Genomic DNA, 15,782 nt, shown 5'->3' on the forward strand with positions numbered 1-15,782 from the left:
TCACTTTATCTCATGAAAATGAGTGACTTTGTTTCGTCCATGCTCTTTCGATTCATACAATGCTTTATCTGCTTTTTTTATCAATGTCGTCTCTGTATCTTCTGAAGTTACTGTGGCAATTCCCATACTGATCGTAAGACTGCCTGTTGGCCAACCATCCTGCTCCACAGTGTGTCTAATTTTTTCACCGATTTCTTTTGCCACAGGTATCTCGGTCTCTGGTAAGATGATCATAAACTCCTCCCCACCATAACGAGCGACGATATCTTCTAGACGTACTTGTATTTGTAATAGTTGTGCCAATTGAACGAGGACATCATCTCCAACTTGATGACCATATGTATCATTGACCTTTTTGAAATGATCGATATCTAAAATGCATAACGAAAAAGGTTCTGCTGTCTCATAAAAACGATTAAAATGTTGTTCGAGTTGTTCCTGGAAAAATCTCCTGTTTTTCAAGCCAGTCAATTTATCAGTCATTGATAATTCTACTAAAGCAGCATTCATGTCCAATAATTTCGCCTGCTGATGTTCTATTTCTACATGAATTTGCTCCAAATTAGCTAATGCACGATCCTTTTCTTGATAGGCAGCCTCAAGTAGTTTTTTGGCTGATCGTAATTCTTGTTCATAATCTATGCGCTTTTTCATCTTTACTAAAATGCAATCAATTCGCTCTACCAAATCCTCTTTGTACAATTTAGCATTCATTAAAAACGGAACCGACATCCCGTCCTTCTGTTTGAGATGAATGAATAATTCCTCTACTTGTCCCTCTAGATTAATCATAGGATAAAAATAAGAGTGAAAAATCATCTTATTGGGCGTAGATAGAAGAATTTCTAGATGCATATGCAATAATTCCTCTTGCTCATAGCCGATCCAATCTAGCAGGGTTTGATTGATTTCTGAAATAAGCCCTTCATGTGTGATGGAAAGAAATCCACATGGAGCATTGTTGAGTCGTTTTTCCATTGTTGATAATCCTTTCATTTTTCCCTACAAAAAATCTGCAATACATTGTATCGTTTCATTTGGGTGACTAATATGTGGATAGTGACCTTTTGCTTCCATTAATTGTAACGTACTATTTTTGAGATGCTGATGCAAATAATCTCCAACACCAATTGGCACAATACTATCTTCCGAGCATTGGATAATTAACGAAGGAACGGAGACCTTTGATAATTCACAACGATGATCAGATAAAAATGTGACCTCAGCAAATTCTTTTGCAATGATAGGGTCTGCTGCTATAAAGGTTTTCTTCAGTTCCTGTGTTAATGCTGGCTGTTCAGGATTACTCATTGCAATTGGTGCCATATAGCTAGCCCAACCTGTAAAGTTCATTTCCATCATGTCTAATAACTCCGCTATATCACTTCGCTCAAAACCCCCTCGATAACCATCATCATTTAAATAACAGGGAGAAGGACCAATCATAATCAATTTCTTAAAATAGTCAGGGTGCTGGATAGATGCGAGCAGTCCTATCATGGCACTAATGGAATGCCCGACAAAAATACTATTTTGTAATGATAGCGTTTCAATAATGTCCAATAAATCTTGTACATAGCCCTGTAACGATTGATATTTCTCTGATGAATAGGCATTTATATCTGAGTTACCTGAGCCTACATAATCGAATAATATAATCTTATATTTGTCCATAAATGCAGGCGTAATGAAACGCCACATATTTTGATCACAGCCAAATCCATGTGCAAAAATAAGCGGTTGGTCCCCTTGTCCGAGTATTGTTACATTATTACGAACAACAATATTTTCCATTCCAATCAATCCTTTTAGAAATATATGTAATAGTTTTATTGTGACCCCTTAAACAGTATTTATCAAGCTAAAACGTGAAAATCAAAAAGGAGCAGGAGTGCCGCTTCACCTGCTCCATTCTCCAGCTACAACCACTTCCTAATAGGTGGGATACTCTGCTGAAATTGAAATACATTATACGGATCATATTTTGTTTTCACTTCACGAAGCCTTCTAAAATTACGTCCGTAATAGGCTGTATGCCAGTCCTTAATATATCGATCTGGAAAATTCACATAATCACCAGACGTATAAGGTGATAAAGCTTGACGTAAATTTTCTACCCACTTAATATTTTGTTCTTCCTCTTTCGGTTTTTTCCAGGAAGTATTATATTCTTGAGCTATTATCGCATTGCGATAGTAATAGGCTGTATGCTGGGGAGCAATTTCACCTACTGCTCCTCTTAAAGACTGTTGCCATATTGTTGTATTTGAATTAGGTGCATGGGCTAAAAATTCTTTCATCCTCTGAATCGCCTTATATGGAAACGGTCTCTCCAAAAATGACCCTGATCTTTTTCGATACGCAGGCTGATTACCGCTTGGTAAATCAAAAAATTCTATTGCCTTGCTATATGGCACTTCCTTTATCCAAATACTTGTTGGCAAGCCTGTTTTTCTAAGAGGGCGAAGCAATTTCTTTAATTCAGCTGCTGTTCCTATAAACTCACCTTGTGCGACTATCTCACCTACTTCCTTTGTTTTTAGCTCAATCTGTGAGGTTAGACGCTTATCTGTATAGGGAGCCCATTTTTGCCATGCATCAAAGGCCACTTCAAAGTCATCCCATCCCCATGTAATAGAGAACAGTGATACCTCATTAATCGCATGAAGCTTGAATGTCAAAGAAGTGACTATACCAAAATTGCCTCCTCCTCCACCACGACTTGCCCAAAACAAATCATGATGTTGTTGCTTATTCGCTCTAATTACCTGAGCACCCTCATGTTCACTAGCTACCACCGTTTCGATTTCAATAAGATTGTCACAAGTTAATCCAAATGGTCGTGATAGCATCCCAATCCCACCACCAAGGGTCAAACCGACCACCCCAACACTACTTTCTGTACCAGCAGGAATGGTAACACCATGCTCCCATAATGTACGGTATACGTTTCCCATATTAGCTCCAGCATCAATCCTAGCCGTCATTTCTGAGAGATTTACCGAAATATCATTCATATCACTTACATCAATGACAAGCCCTTTATTTACTAAAGAAAAATTTTCATAGCTATGACGACCGCTTCGAATTCTGAAAGGCTCATTGTTTTCTCTAGCCCATTTTAATGCATTAACCACATCTTTCGTTTTTTGACAAAACACAATGACACTCGGATATTTGGGATTATTTAAATTATTATTCGTTCTCGCTTGTTCATAATCCGAATCTTCAGGCGTGACGATTCTTCCTGTGAGCTTCGCCTTTTTCAACATCAAGCCCCTTTCTCACAATGATACTTATCCTATGCAACTTATTGAGAAAGAATTTGAAATTTCAGCTTTTTTCTAGAATCACACTAAAATACTCTTTTCCACACTTGAAACATATGATGCACTAATAACAACAACGTGTTGGAGGTGTTCTATGCTTATCCATGTGGTAAGTGCTGGCGAAACACTGTGGCAAATCGCTAATCGTTATGCCGTACCTGTTCAATCTATTAGCCAATTAAATGCATTAGCTACTCCTGATCAATTAGCCATCGGACAATCACTGGTTATCCCTTCTCCTTATACAATTTATACCGTTCAAAAAGGAGATACGTTATGGTCAATCGCACAGAAATTTAGCGTTCCCTTGCAATCTATCATATTAGAAAATCATCTAACGAATCCCGATCAATTAACACCAGGAACGAAATTAATTATTCCACCCATTGTTCATATCGTGCAGCCAGGAGAAACTTTATGGCAAATAGCACAGCGCTATGGTACGACCGTTCAAGCCATTGCTATAGAAAATAAACTAAACAATCCCAATATGCTTTATGTTGGTTCACAATTGATGATTCTAAGAAAATTACCAACGATTGAAGTCAATGCTTATTCCTACCAACCTTCAGATGAAGCTGTAGACTCCATTAATGCTATTGGTCATCTACTAACTTATTTTAGTCCTTTTGCTTATAAGATGAAGGAAGATGGGACATTACAGCCCATTACTGATGAAAATATGATAGCGGCAGCAAAGGCTAAACATATTATCCCTATGTTAACGCTCACTAATTTTACTTCTACAGAAGAAGGCTCTAATTTAGCACATGTCGTCTTGTCCAATGCAGAATTACGTAAAAAGGTCATGAATAATGTGTTACAGGTGATGCAAGATAAAGGTTATCAAGTATTAAATATTGATTTTGAAAATGTTTTACCTGCCGATCGAGAAAATTTCAATGCCTTTATTCAATTGGCTGTGGATACCCTTCACCCAAAAGGCTATTTAGTTTCAACAGCGCTCGCACCTAAAACAAGTGCTTCACAAACTGGGACATTATATGAAGCGCATGATTACGAAGCACATGGGAGAATAGCAGATTTTGTTGTATTAATGACATATGAATGGGGCTATCGTCTTGGCCCTCCACAAGCCATTTCCCCCATTAATGAAATGCGAAGAGTCGTGGAGTATGCTTTAACCGAAATACCAGCTGATAAAATCTTATTGGGTTTTGAGTTGTATGCGCGTGATTGGCTCTTACCTCATGTCAAAGGCCAAGAAGCCGAAACATTTAGCCCGCAGGAAGCGCTCAATAGGGCCATCAAGTACGGGGCAACAATTCAGTATGATCCAACGGCACAATCTCCTTTTTATCGATATGTTGATGAGCAAGGAAGGCAGCACGAGGTATGGTTTGAAGATGCAAGAAGTGCACAAGCCAAATTCGACATGACTAAACATTACAACTTACGTGGCATTAGCTATTGGGCATTAGGATTCCCGTTTCCTCAAAATTGGGTTTTATTAAACGATAATTTTTCTGTTAAAAAATCTTAATACTCATTATTGTTCGCAATAAACAAAGAGCTATGCGAATTTTTCCTTGTGAAGTGCGATCTGTGCTGACGGGATAAAAAGTTCATTTCAAAGCCATATTAATTTATATCAACAGGAAAGGAGCAACTCACATGGGAAGAGACAATAAACAAGGTCAAAGCAATAATAAAGGCTCATTACCTCAAACGCCAAAAAACCAAAAGATTGCACCAAATAAGGTGAGTGAGGAATTTTCTCAAGAGTTTATGGAGCTAATTAATACAGTCACACAAAATAAGAATAAGCAGAAAAAATAAGGGGGGCTTCAGTTGGATTTTCAGCGTGCACAAGAAATTGTCGCCTCACCTTTAGAATTTGAAGTGAGCTATAATGGCGTTTCCATCTGGATCGATCAGCTCCACGATGATGAAAAAACAGCGACAGTTCACCTACGCCGTTCTTTAGAAGAGCGATCTGAAGTAGCTATATCCGAATTAAAAGAAGAATATCTCGTTCACTAAACAGCAAGAACCTGCTTACTCAATAGTAATAAGCAGGTTCTTTTTTAAATAATATAATCTTCAATATATTGAAGTTGTGTTAATACTTCCTCCACACGATGATGTAAATCTTTATAGGTTTCGGTCATTTGCTGAGGGGATATTGGCTTACTGAATAGATAGCCCTGAATATAATCACAGCCACCATCTATTAGAAAAGATAATTGCTCCACTTCTTCAATGCCCTCTGCCACAACCTTCAAACGTAAATGTTTAGCCATCGAAATAATCATGGAAACAAGTGCTTCATCATTTGGATTATGTGGCACGTTTCTCACAAATGTTCGGTCAATTTTTAAACAATCAATTGGGAATTCCTTTAAATAAGATAGAGAGGAATAACCTGTTCCAAAATCATCTACAGCAATTTGGATACCTAATGCCTTTAACTCATGTAATAGCTGTGTCATTTGATCAATATTCATGGTCATACTTTCTGTAATTTCTAATTGTAAAAATGACGGATCTAAATTGGTACGTTGTAAAATATCTTGTACCATTTCTACTAAATCCTGTTGAAATAACTGGCCAAGTGATAAATTTACTGCCACTTTCATTGGAGGTAAGCCTTGTTTCTCCCATGCTTTCGCTTGTGTGCATGCGGTTTCTAAAATCCATTTACCTAGCGGGATAATAAGGCCACATTCTTCAGCAATAGGAATAAAGACATCAGGTGGAACAAAGCCACGCGTTGGATGACGCCAGCGTACTAAAGCTTCGACCGATTCGATGGTGCCTGTCTTTAAGTTAACCTGTGGTTGATAGTCTAAGTAAAATTCATTATTTGCTAACGCATTATGTAAGTCTTGCTCTAACAATATTCGATCTGCAATACCTTTAGACATATACGGTTTATAAAAAAGAAATCTTTGAGGTATTTGTCTAGCCTCTCGCATCGCTAACTGTGCATGCATTAATAGCTCTTCACCAGTCCATTGCTCCTCATAGAGAGCAATCCCAATATTTAGACTGCCATTCAATGAAAATAATTGGACCTGTAAAGGATCTGTCATGGCACTTTTAAGATTTAAGCAAAATTGCAGTAGTTCCTCAATCGTCTTTACATGGTCAATATAAATAACAAATTGTCCCTCACGCAGTTTAGTTGCAAAATAATGTGGAGGTACAATCGATTGAATTCGTTCTGCAACAAGTTTCATCATTGTATTAGAGTTACTTATACCAATGGACGAACGAATTGCCGCAAAGCGATCAATTTCTATGGCAATAATAGCCTTTTGCGCTTTATGTTGATGTAAATTTTCTTTTAACGTCTTTAATAGTAGATGTTCATTTGGCAACAATGTAATATCATCATGATAAGCTTGGAATCGAAGTTCCTGTTGAGATTGTTCAAGATCCTTTTTAATTTTCAATAGCTGCTGAAATGGTTTTTCCACAGATGTATAATAAATCGCCTTTAGGAAAAAATAGAATGCTAAAAACTGATAGATCAGTGCTGAGAAATCCCATATTGCATTTTGATCTTGACAAACAATAAAGAAGATATCACTCACAATGAGAGAAATAGCTGCGCTAATGAGCCACATGGAACGCTTCGGTAATTTTTTTACATATGTACTAACAATAGCAATGGTTAAAATTTGAAGAATAATAGCAATTAGGTGTACCATATTATCAATCGTATCTAACCAATTTTCAGGCAATATTTTGGGCGAATTATAAGCCAGAAAAACGCTTCCTAGAACGAAAAGCATCGAACAACCATATGTCAGTATCCGATGATTCATGGTTAATCGCTTTTTAGGGTTTAAAATAATAAGTATAAATCCAATGGCTAAGTACAAACGCATTAATATATGTAGAGGCTCGTTCATAAAGTTCCATTCTCTAGATTGGCTAAAAAACAAGCTAATTAATTCTAATAAGGCAATAATGAAAAACATGTTTCCTATGTATAAAGTTTGATTGGATAATAAGTGTGAAAATACTAAATAGGATTGGATCGCAATTGCCATTGTAAAAACGATGATTAATACTTGTATCACCAATTTTATATCTTGATACATGTTACCTTGGAAAACACCATATATTTGATTGCTAAAGCTCAGTAATGGTATGACAAGTAATAAGGGTAATACCATGTACCAAATCTCTTTTTTCTCTATCGGATTAAACCATCTCTCCACTCCAAACCCTCCATACTACTATCTAAACATTCACTAGGAAATTTTATCTATCTATATCGATTATTTAAATTTGAATTGTATATTTCTTTGACTTCTTACAAATCATAACACTTTTATCGGAATTTGTATGCACCTATGTGAAGTATGCTAATATTCATTTTATTTCAATATTAGCATACTTTTGATATTTTTAGTGCATTATTCCACTCTGAAAAGTTGAGATTTCAGCCTCTGGACGATTCTAACCCTTCTTTTTTTGATAGCAGCAACAGATAGACCTAGTGTATTGGCTATTTCTGGATCACTGTAATCTTCTACATAATAAAGTAGTAATATTTCTCTTTCTATCTGCTTAAGCTGAGACAACTTAATCTCAAGTAAGCTAGGATTTTTTTGATTGTCCCATCCCTCCAAGTCATTAAGAATAAAATTGAGTGTTTCACCATCAACAACCGTTATTCGCTCTGAATAGTTTTTTTCCTTTGATAATTCATTTAGAATCTCACCTTTTATCGAAGAATAAAGATAAGCAGAAAATTGTCCCTTTGCTGGATCTGCTTTTAGCCATGCCCTCCATACAGCAATAGAAGCAATATGACGATAGTAATCAAAATCCTTGTAAATATGGAGCTGCGTGAAAATGGCTGTAATCATTGGTTGCACTGCCTCTAAAATTTCTTCAAAAGATTGTGTTAATGAAAGCTTGTGATCGTTTCGAATAGACATTCTACTTCCTATCAACTGTGCACAGTTCAATTTTCCTAGGTAGCACAATCTTAGACCGTCATGTTGCTTGAGAGCTAATGCCCATTTTCAACATTTCAGCGCACAGAAAGAATAAAATGCCTGGCATATTTAGTCATAATTCCCCAAAGTTATTGCAAAAATTATCTATTTTCTTTGGTATTTCATACATATTTAAACGTTAGTTGGACAAATTACTACTAAGGAGGCGATATAGATGAATTTTCAAATAAGAGATGCAATTACAGCGAATGTACATGGTCAATCTGCCGCAGAATTCAAAGACATTGTGGAAGATGCTATTAATCGTGGAGAAGAGCATTTACTACCAGGGCTTGGGGTGTTTTTTGAAAAATGGTGGAAGCAATCCAGTCCATCAGAACAAGATGAATTTGTTCAAAAATTAGAAAAAGTATTTGCTAACTGATTTTTAATGAACTGTGCATTCCATTTCCAATAAATGCGTGATAAAGTTTTACTTATCAGAAAATTTGGAGGGATTGGAATGACTGTTGCAGTAGAATTACTTGTCAATCAACTCAAACAGGTTTTATTAGAAGAACAAGTGTCAACAAACGAAACGGTACGACAGCTACATGGAAAGGATGAATCTCATCATATGATGAGATTACCTGATATCGTTGTCTTTCCCCGTTCCACAGCTGATGTCAGTGCCATCTTAAAAATTGCACATGCACAACGTGTACCAGTTGTACCATTCGGTGTTGGCTCCAGCTTAGAAGGAAACGCGATTCCTATTGCACATGGTATTTCTATTGATTTCTCTGAAATGAATACGATTTTAGAAGTTCGACCTGACGACCTTCTTGTAAAAGTTCAGCCTGGCGTCACACGCTCTCAGCTGAATAAGGAGTTAAAAAAACACGGTCTACAATTCACAGTGGATCCAGGTGCAGATGCAACACTAGGTGGCATGGCTGCGACGAATGCTAGTGGTACAACTGCTGTGCGTTACGGTGTTATGCGTGATCAGGTTCGTGATTTAGAGGTTGTCCTTGCAGATGGCTCTGTCATCCATACAGGTAATTTAGCCGCTAAATCCTCTTCTGGTTATCATTTAAATGGTCTATTTGTCGGCTCAGAAGGAACACTTGGCTGCTTTACGGAGTTAACGTTAAAAGTGTATGGTATACCTGAATTTGTGACAGCGGGGCGAGCTGTTTTTGACACAGTTGGAGATGCTGTGAGTGCTGTTGCCGCCTTATTACAGGCTGGTAGTTCAATTGGTCGAGTGGAATTGGTCGATGAATCCTCTATGAAGCAAGCCAATGTCTATAACGATACATCCTTTAGCGAAAAACCAACATTGTTTTTAGAATTCCACGGAAACGAAGCGGGTATGCATGCGGATATCGCATTTGCTACAGAAATTTTCGAGGACTACAGCTGTCTATCCGTCGAATTCGAACAAGATAATGCTGCTCGTAATAAGCTTTGGGAAGCACGACATTCTTTAGCCTATGCATATATTCATGCTTATCCTGGTAAGAAGCTCATGTCAACGGATGTCTGTGTACCAATCTCTGTGCTTGCCGAAACCATTTTATATGCACGAGAACAGCTTGATCATGTTGGACTCGCAGGTGGGCTTGTGGGCCACGTGGGCGATGGAAATTTCCATGCACTTTTAATGTTAAATCCAAATGACGCCGAGGAGCAGGCAAAAGCGGATCGCTTCAATGAACAAATCGTGCAATATGCATTACTTCGTGGTGGCACATGTACGGGTGAGCATGGTGTTGGCATTGGCAAAATGAAATACCAAGCCACGGAGCATGGTACCTCTTTAGTCGTCATGAAAAGCATAAAAGCAGCGCTTGATCCACTTAACATTATGAATCCAGGAAAGATTTTCACACTATAATTAACATTAAACCCGCTGATTGACTAGAGCATCAGCGGGTTTATCATTATAAATCATAACGGAAGCTCTTGACTAATATATCTCCCTTGTAAAATTCCTTCGACTCATCTCGCACAAAACCTAATGATAAGTAAAGATTTATGGCAGCCTGCATCATATCACCTGAGTGTAAATAAAGTGCCTGATCCTGTCTCTTTCTAGCAAAGGCAAAACTTTCATTTAATAATTTCTTAGCAACCCCTTGCCCTCTGCCTTTTGGATGCACACCTAATAAGCGCACAATCGTCGATTGAATATTTAGCTCTGGCAAGCCATACGCTTTCCCTGCATCCGTAAATAGTTGTAATCCACCTAATATGTCATCTCCGCGTTTTGCAATTAGAATTGTTTCTGCATTCGGATTACCAACCGAAGCACGGATATCACTTAAATATGATTGCCAGCGCTCTGGGTCTTCATAGTCCTTTTCATATTGCGCATAGCTCTCAACTAAAACTTCAAGATAGCTTGCATAATCTTCCTCTTGTAAATGTTCAATCACAATGTTCGCTACTGTCATTCTAATTTCCCCTTTCTATGATGAAAAACCGCCTTTACTATAGGCTGTTACTCTTTTTTCAATTCGGTGTGACACCCATTCTACGATGATTGAAATTCCCCAATAAATAAGACCAACAGCAATAAATGACTCTAAAAACTTTAAGTTCATGGACGCAATAATATTTGCCACACCGGTCAATTCTTTAATGGATAGGAAAAATGCTAATGATGTAGCATGTAAAAAACCAATAAAAACATTCGTCAAGTTGGGAATAGATTGCCCAAATGCTTGTGGTAAAATATAACGTCGCATCGCTTGAGGAAATGTTAATCCAATCGCATATGCTGCTTCTAATTGTCCTTTAGGTACAGCTAATATCCCTGAACGAATAATTTCTGAGGCATAAGCCCCTGCACTAAGTGTTAAGGCTAGTATGACAAAAAATAAAATAGGAATAGAATTTGATTGTATCTTTAAATGAAGCAAATTAGCCACACTATCAACTAGCATTGGCAAGCCAAAATAAACGAGCATGATATGCATAATGATAGGTGTTCCTCTGAAAAATGAAACATAAAAATTAAGTACAGATGAGACTATTTTTATCTGTTGAATGCGCACGAAAGCTACAATTATGCCAATAACGATTCCTAATAAAACAGGTGTAATAGTCATGAATAAGGTTAACGGTATTACTTTACTAATTTCTCGTAATGCTTCTACTATAAAAGCGATATCAATGGTCATAGCATATTCCCCCTATTGTGAAGCAAGCACCTTTGGCATATAGCGATTAAAATAGCGTTCATTAAATTTAAATACTTTTTCAAGGATTATCACGATGACATAGTAAACAATTGACAAAGCTACATAGATTTCAAACGCTCGTGTCGTAGAAGCAATCAAGGTTTCTCCCCTCCCCACCATATCCATTACACCGATGGAGAATGCTAACGATGTATCTTTTAATGAACTAATCATTGTATTTGCTATATTTGGAAAAGCAACACGTATTGCCTGTGGAAAAACAATTCGCATAAAAGCCTGTGATCCACTTAAGCCTACTGAATAGGCCGCCTCCATTTGACCCCGATCAACGGTTAAAATTGCTGCACGAAATATTTCGGCAAAGGCTGCCGCATTGCTGAATGTGTACGTAATAATAACAAAATACATTGCATCCATTCGTGTCACATCAATATGAATGAGCTTTAACAATGCGGGTATACCGTAAAATACTAAGAACAACTGCACTAAAATGGGTGTACCACGAATAAAGGATATATAGATTGTAATAATTTGCTTCAATATTGGTATGTGAAGTAGCTTTGGTATGGCTAGCACAATCCCAAGCATCATACCAAAAAGTATGGAGAATACTAGAATCTCGAAAGTTATGGGTAAATACTTAAGCAATGTTGGAAGTACTTCCGCAATTAGCACGACATCAAAGTTATTTTCCATACTGCCATCTTCCTTTCCTATTCATTAGAAGTCTACTGTATAATCATCACCCAACCACTTTTTACTAAGCTCACTCACTACCCCCTCATTCTTTAATTCAACGATTGCTTCATCTAAGCGCTCCTGTAACTTCACTTCATCTTTATTGAGTAAAAAGTAGACCTTTGAATTTAATAATGCATCACCTACAACCTTTTGCTGTGCCTCATTGCTTTCGTTATAGTATCGAACAGCAAACGGTGTGGTAATAATGGCATCAATTCGTCCCGTTGCAAGTTGATTATTAACATCAACTGAGCCAGAAGAATAAACGATATTTGCTCCTAAATTGTGCTCTTTATTATATTTTTCAATAAAGACAGCTGAGTTACTTGTTGGTGAGACACTCACATTTTTCCCTTTTAAATCCTCAATGGATTGAATTGCATTATTTTTCTCGTTGACTGTCACCTTTAATGGGAAAACATTATACGGTTCTTTATTAAATAAAAACTTCTCCTCGCGCTCACTATTAACTTCCATTTGATGGGCAATAAAATCTATTTTTCTTGTTTCTAAACTTAGTAATAAATTGGAGAATTCCATTGTTTTAAATTCAAACTCATACTCGGGTAGCTTCTCATCAATTGCACGAACAAGCTCTACATCATAACCAGTTAAATTTCCCTTGTCATCTAAAAAACAGATGTTTGGAAACTGAGTTCCCGTACCAACTATAATTTTTTGAACATCCTTGCCACGCTGTGCTGTTTTTTGAGCACTGGCGTCACCAACTGTTTTTTCTGAGTTTGCACACGCAGTTAATAGTGCTGCTAGCACAAGTAGCAAATAAAATGATATTTTTTTCATAAGATTCCTCTCTCCTTCTGTTATGCATATGAGGGTAGATTCACGGCAAGTGCCTTCTGTAGATGCTCTAAACCAATTGCTGTTACGGCTCTATAGATACCTGTTTCACTTGAACCAATTTCTACAACGGGTACATGTCGAACACCATACTTTATATCAAGGATGTCTCTAAAATTATCATTAGACGTGACATCAACTGTTTTGTAGGAAATATGTCGTTCTTGTAGATAAGCTTTTATTTCCTCGCAATAACTACAACCTTGCTTCGACCAAATGATTATATCTAAACTTTTTGTCATATCATGACCTCCCTTAGATTACCTTCACCTTTTGCTGTAACTGCAAATGGACAGGACTTAAAAGCTCAAACGAACGTTGACGTTCAAATTCCTTTAAGATGGGCGTATGCAAAATAAATTCATCAATTTGGAATCGTACATGGTAGTTATCTAAAATGGCTTTAATTTCCTCTGCTGTACCGTATAAAATATCGGCCTCATACTGTTCCACTGTATATTCCTCTCTAGATTCCTGACCAAATTTCTCAGCTAGCTCTACTGATTGTAGCGTCAGGCTTCTGCCACTTGCTAAATGCACCTTTGTAATTTTTTGATCTCCTATTAGTTCTTTCGCTTCCTCTTTACTTGGAGCAGCAAGTGCAGCAATGGAAAGCGCAAAAGTACCGTTTGGATGATGACTGCGATAGGTTGAAGCCGCTTGCACCAACACATCATTATCACTATTAATAAATCGAGCAAAGACAAATGCAATGCCGAGTTTTCCTGCAAGAGCAGCACTTTCAGGGCTAGCGCCAAGTAAAAATAATGTTGGCTTTGTCTTTGGAATTGGCGTTGCTTGTATACCATATAATTCGTGCTCTTTTGGTATGGATTGCTCAATTAATTGCTGTAAAAATATTAGTCTCTCTTCAAAATCTTCCCCTTGATTGAGTGTGCCATATTGTAAAGCCTTCGTGGAAAGTGGCAAGCCACCAGGGGCTTTACCGATGCCTAAATCTACTCGTCCTGGCTCCAATGATGCTAGAACATGGAAATTTTCCGCTACTTTATAGGGGCTATAATGCTGTAGCATAACCCCTCCTGACCCAATTTGAATGGATTTGGTTTTGGCAAGTAAATAAGAAACTAATATTTCTGGAGAAGAGCCTGCTAATGACTCTGTATGATGATGCTCCGATACCCAAAAACGTGAATAGCCTAACTGCTCAGCTCGTTTTGCTAAAGCCACCGTTTTTTGTAATGCTTGTTCATTGGTTGCTCCTTCAATGATAGGGCTTTGATCTAATATGCCTAATGTATAACTCATACAATACCTCCCAATTTCTTTTATTCAAATATAATTACTTGGTTTTTAGACAGATTGTTTGATATAGCGACTTTCTTTGAAGGGTAAACCTAAATTCCCACGCAAAGTATCTGCCTCATAATCTTTACGATATATCCCTCTTGCTTGTAAAATTGGCACTACTTTATCAACAAAATCTTCAAGAGCACCAGGGACTGTCACGCCAATAATAAAACCATCTGCTGCTTCCTTTTCAAACCATTCTTGTACAAGATCTGCTACTTGCTCAGCTGTCCCAAAAAAGGCTGTTTTTGGTGTCGCCTCGCGTAAAGCGACTTGACGTAATGTCAGACCCTCCTGCTTAGCATAACGTTTAATATAATCGGTTGTGCTTCTAAAGCTATTCGCTCCAATATCCCCTAGATCAGGAAACGGTGCATCCACATCGTATTGGGTAAAATCATGATGGTCGAAGTAACGCCCAAGATAAGCAAGAGCGCGGTCTATGGAAACTAACTCAACAATTTCTTGATATTTCGTCTCTGCTTCCTCCACCGTATCGCCAATAATTGGTGATATACCTGGAAAAATCTTTACTTCTTCGGGATTTCGTCCAAATGTTGCCACCTCTTTTTTTACTCTCGAGTAAAACTTCCGTGCCTCTTCAATAGATGCCCCATGTGTAAAAATGGCATCTGCATCTTTTGCAGCTAATCGAATGCCTGCATCAGACGACCCAGCCTGGAAAATAACGGGCTGGCCTTGCTTTGTTCGACCAATATTGAGTGGTCCTTGGACTGAAAAATATCGCCCTTTATGATGTAATGTGTGTAATTTTTCTGGATCAAAAAATTGATCTTTGTTGACATCTGCAATAAACGCATCATCATCCCACGAGTCCCATAAGCCTTGGACAACCTCTAAGTATTCTTCTGCAATTTGGTAGCGTTCTGCATGGCTAGGATGTTGGTCGATTGTTTTGTTATAGTTCAAAGCAGTACTTTCTAATGGAGTCGTTACAACATTCCATCCAGCACGCCCAGCACTAATATGATCTAATGAAGCGAATTGTCGTGCTACTGTAAACGGTTCGCTATAGGAAGTTGAGACTGTTCCAACTAACCCAATGTTTTTCGTCGCTACTGCTAAAGCCGATAAAATTGTAAGAGGTTCAAATCGATTTAAAAAATGAGGAATGGATTTTTCGTTAATATATAAACCATCCGCAATAAATGCTACATCAAATTTTCCCTGCTCTGCTTTCTGAGCCTGTTGAATATAGAAAGGTAAGCTTACACTTTGATTGCTCACCACCTTTGGATGACGCCAACCAGAAATATTTCCTCCTACCCCATGAATAATTGCTCCAAATCGAATTTTATCCTGTCTAGCCATGTCAATTCCTCCTCAATTTTTAATTTACTAAACATAGTGGTTAAGTATGTTTTATTGGATTGAGAATGATATTACCG

17 protein-coding genes are annotated in these 15,782 nt (G+C 37.6%); 5 read left to right on the plus strand and 12 right to left on the minus strand.

The annotated features are described in order from the left end of the window. The 3 genes from JIN86_RS04405 to JIN86_RS04415 form a co-directional block, all read right to left on the minus strand. Positions 1 to 978, minus strand: coding sequence for a sensor domain-containing diguanylate cyclase (locus tag JIN86_RS04405; protein WP_004226379.1), 978 nt, complete (start codon positions 976 to 978; stop codon positions 1 to 3). A 24-nt stretch (positions 979 to 1,002) separates the two neighbouring features. Then, positions 1,003 to 1,794 (minus strand): alpha/beta fold hydrolase, encoded by a 792-nt coding sequence (locus JIN86_RS04410; protein WP_004226375.1) that lies wholly within the window; start codon positions 1,792 to 1,794, stop codon positions 1,003 to 1,005. A gap of 125 nt (positions 1,795 to 1,919) precedes the next feature. After that, positions 1,920 to 3,269 carry an FAD-binding oxidoreductase gene (locus JIN86_RS04415; protein WP_054549973.1) on the minus strand — a complete coding sequence of 450 codons (1,350 nt, stop codon included), beginning with the start codon at positions 3,267 to 3,269 and terminating at the stop codon, positions 1,920 to 1,922. Between the two features lie 154 nt (positions 3,270 to 3,423). On the opposite strand from JIN86_RS04415, the gene JIN86_RS04420 reads away from it, so the two are divergent. The 3 genes from JIN86_RS04420 (at position 3,424) to JIN86_RS04430 (ending at position 5,333) form a co-directional block, all read left to right on the plus strand. Continuing rightward, positions 3,424 to 4,833 carry a LysM peptidoglycan-binding domain-containing protein gene (locus tag JIN86_RS04420; protein ID WP_202341321.1) on the plus strand — a complete coding sequence of 470 codons (1,410 nt, stop codon included), beginning with the start codon at positions 3,424 to 3,426 and terminating at the stop codon, positions 4,831 to 4,833. Between the two features lie 131 nt (positions 4,834 to 4,964). Continuing rightward, entirely contained in the window at positions 4,965 to 5,129 is a 165-nt protein-coding gene (locus JIN86_RS04425) for a YfhD family protein (RefSeq protein WP_004226371.1), read from the plus strand. A 12-nt stretch (positions 5,130 to 5,141) separates the two neighbouring features. Beyond that, on the plus strand, positions 5,142 to 5,333 hold the full coding sequence (locus JIN86_RS04430) for an H-type small acid-soluble spore protein (protein WP_004226369.1): 192 nt from the start codon (positions 5,142 to 5,144) through the stop codon (positions 5,331 to 5,333). A 44-nt stretch (positions 5,334 to 5,377) separates the two neighbouring features. Here the strand turns inward: JIN86_RS04430 and JIN86_RS04435 are convergent, their stop codons facing one another. Together JIN86_RS04435 and JIN86_RS04440 are read right to left on the minus strand one after the other, a co-directional pair. Beyond that, on the minus strand, positions 5,378 to 7,522 hold the full coding sequence (locus JIN86_RS04435; RefSeq protein ID WP_370568636.1) for a bifunctional diguanylate cyclase/phosphodiesterase: 2,145 nt from the start codon (positions 7,520 to 7,522) through the stop codon (positions 5,378 to 5,380). 198 nt (positions 7,523 to 7,720) lie between these two features. Beyond that, a complete protein-coding gene (locus JIN86_RS04440; RefSeq protein WP_004226364.1) occupies positions 7,721 to 8,248 on the minus strand; it encodes an RNA polymerase sigma factor in 528 nt (175 codons plus the stop codon). A 235-nt stretch (positions 8,249 to 8,483) separates the two neighbouring features. Here JIN86_RS04440 and sspI point away from each other — a divergent pair, with 235 nt between their 5' ends. Together sspI and JIN86_RS04450 are read left to right on the plus strand one after the other, a co-directional pair. Further along, entirely contained in the window at positions 8,484 to 8,693 is a 210-nt protein-coding gene (gene sspI / locus JIN86_RS04445) for a small acid-soluble spore protein SspI (RefSeq protein WP_004226361.1), read from the plus strand. A 78-nt stretch (positions 8,694 to 8,771) separates the two neighbouring features. Next, positions 8,772 to 10,151, plus strand: coding sequence for an FAD-binding oxidoreductase (locus JIN86_RS04450; RefSeq protein WP_202341322.1), 1,380 nt, complete (start codon positions 8,772 to 8,774; stop codon positions 10,149 to 10,151). A 46-nt stretch (positions 10,152 to 10,197) separates the two neighbouring features. On the opposite strand, the gene JIN86_RS04455 is transcribed toward JIN86_RS04450, so the two are convergent. From JIN86_RS04455 to JIN86_RS04485, 7 genes are read right to left on the minus strand one after another with little or no spacing between them, the layout of a single operon-like run. Beyond that, the gene (locus JIN86_RS04455; protein WP_009373866.1) at positions 10,198 to 10,710 is read right to left on the minus strand and encodes a GNAT family N-acetyltransferase; all 513 of its coding nucleotides are present in this window, start codon (positions 10,708 to 10,710) and stop codon (positions 10,198 to 10,200) included. A 15-nt stretch (positions 10,711 to 10,725) separates the two neighbouring features. Next, positions 10,726 to 11,439, minus strand: a complete 714-nt coding sequence (locus JIN86_RS04460) for an amino acid ABC transporter permease (protein WP_066037537.1) — start codon at positions 11,437 to 11,439, stop codon at positions 10,726 to 10,728. Positions 11,440 to 11,451: 12 nt separating this feature from the next. After that, a complete protein-coding gene (locus JIN86_RS04465; RefSeq protein ID WP_202341323.1) occupies positions 11,452 to 12,156 on the minus strand; it encodes an amino acid ABC transporter permease in 705 nt (234 codons plus the stop codon). 24 nt (positions 12,157 to 12,180) lie between these two features. Continuing rightward, positions 12,181 to 13,005, minus strand: a complete 825-nt coding sequence (locus JIN86_RS04470; protein WP_004226352.1) for a transporter substrate-binding domain-containing protein — start codon at positions 13,003 to 13,005, stop codon at positions 12,181 to 12,183. A gap of 20 nt (positions 13,006 to 13,025) precedes the next feature. After that, positions 13,026 to 13,304 carry a glutaredoxin family protein gene (locus tag JIN86_RS04475; protein WP_004226351.1) on the minus strand — a complete coding sequence of 93 codons (279 nt, stop codon included), beginning with the start codon at positions 13,302 to 13,304 and terminating at the stop codon, positions 13,026 to 13,028. 13 nt (positions 13,305 to 13,317) lie between these two features. Continuing rightward, entirely contained in the window at positions 13,318 to 14,331 is a 1,014-nt protein-coding gene (locus tag JIN86_RS04480; protein WP_009373860.1) for an LLM class flavin-dependent oxidoreductase, read from the minus strand. A gap of 45 nt (positions 14,332 to 14,376) precedes the next feature. Continuing rightward, a complete protein-coding gene (locus JIN86_RS04485) occupies positions 14,377 to 15,705 on the minus strand; it encodes an LLM class flavin-dependent oxidoreductase (protein WP_202341324.1) in 1,329 nt (442 codons plus the stop codon). Positions 15,706 to 15,782: the final 77 nt, after the last annotated feature.

This window comes from Lysinibacillus sp. HST-98 (genome assembly GCF_016757845.1).
GTDB classification, from domain to species: Bacteria; Bacillota; Bacilli; order Bacillales_A; family Planococcaceae; genus Lysinibacillus; species Lysinibacillus capsici.

Coding starts and splice junctions, on each gene's coding strand:
- JIN86_RS04405 (WP_004226379.1), bottom strand. CDS start 978: ATGGAAAAACGACTCAACAATGCTCCATGTGGATTTCTTTCCATCACA.
- JIN86_RS04410 (WP_004226375.1), bottom strand. CDS start 1,794: ATGGAAAATATTGTTGTTCGTAATAATGTAACAATACTCGGACAAGGG.
- JIN86_RS04420 (WP_202341321.1), top strand. CDS start 3,424: ATGCTTATCCATGTGGTAAGTGCTGGCGAAACACTGTGGCAAATCGCT.
- JIN86_RS04425 (WP_004226371.1), top strand. CDS start 4,965: ATGGGAAGAGACAATAAACAAGGTCAAAGCAATAATAAAGGCTCATTA.
- JIN86_RS04440 (WP_004226364.1), bottom strand. CDS start 8,248: ATGTCTATTCGAAACGATCACAAGCTTTCATTAACACAATCTTTTGAA.
- sspI (WP_004226361.1), top strand. CDS start 8,484: ATGAATTTTCAAATAAGAGATGCAATTACAGCGAATGTACATGGTCAA.
- JIN86_RS04450 (WP_202341322.1), top strand. CDS start 8,772: ATGACTGTTGCAGTAGAATTACTTGTCAATCAACTCAAACAGGTTTTA.
- JIN86_RS04455 (WP_009373866.1), bottom strand. CDS start 10,710: ATGACAGTAGCGAACATTGTGATTGAACATTTACAAGAGGAAGATTAT.
- JIN86_RS04460 (WP_066037537.1), bottom strand. CDS start 11,439: ATGACCATTGATATCGCTTTTATAGTAGAAGCATTACGAGAAATTAGT.
- JIN86_RS04465 (WP_202341323.1), bottom strand. CDS start 12,156: ATGGAAAATAACTTTGATGTCGTGCTAATTGCGGAAGTACTTCCAACA.
- JIN86_RS04470 (WP_004226352.1), bottom strand. CDS start 13,005: ATGAAAAAAATATCATTTTATTTGCTACTTGTGCTAGCAGCACTATTA.
- JIN86_RS04475 (WP_004226351.1), bottom strand. CDS start 13,304: ATGACAAAAAGTTTAGATATAATCATTTGGTCGAAGCAAGGTTGTAGT.
- JIN86_RS04480 (WP_009373860.1), bottom strand. CDS start 14,331: ATGAGTTATACATTAGGCATATTAGATCAAAGCCCTATCATTGAAGGA.
- JIN86_RS04485 (WP_202341324.1), bottom strand. CDS start 15,705: ATGGCTAGACAGGATAAAATTCGATTTGGAGCAATTATTCATGGGGTA.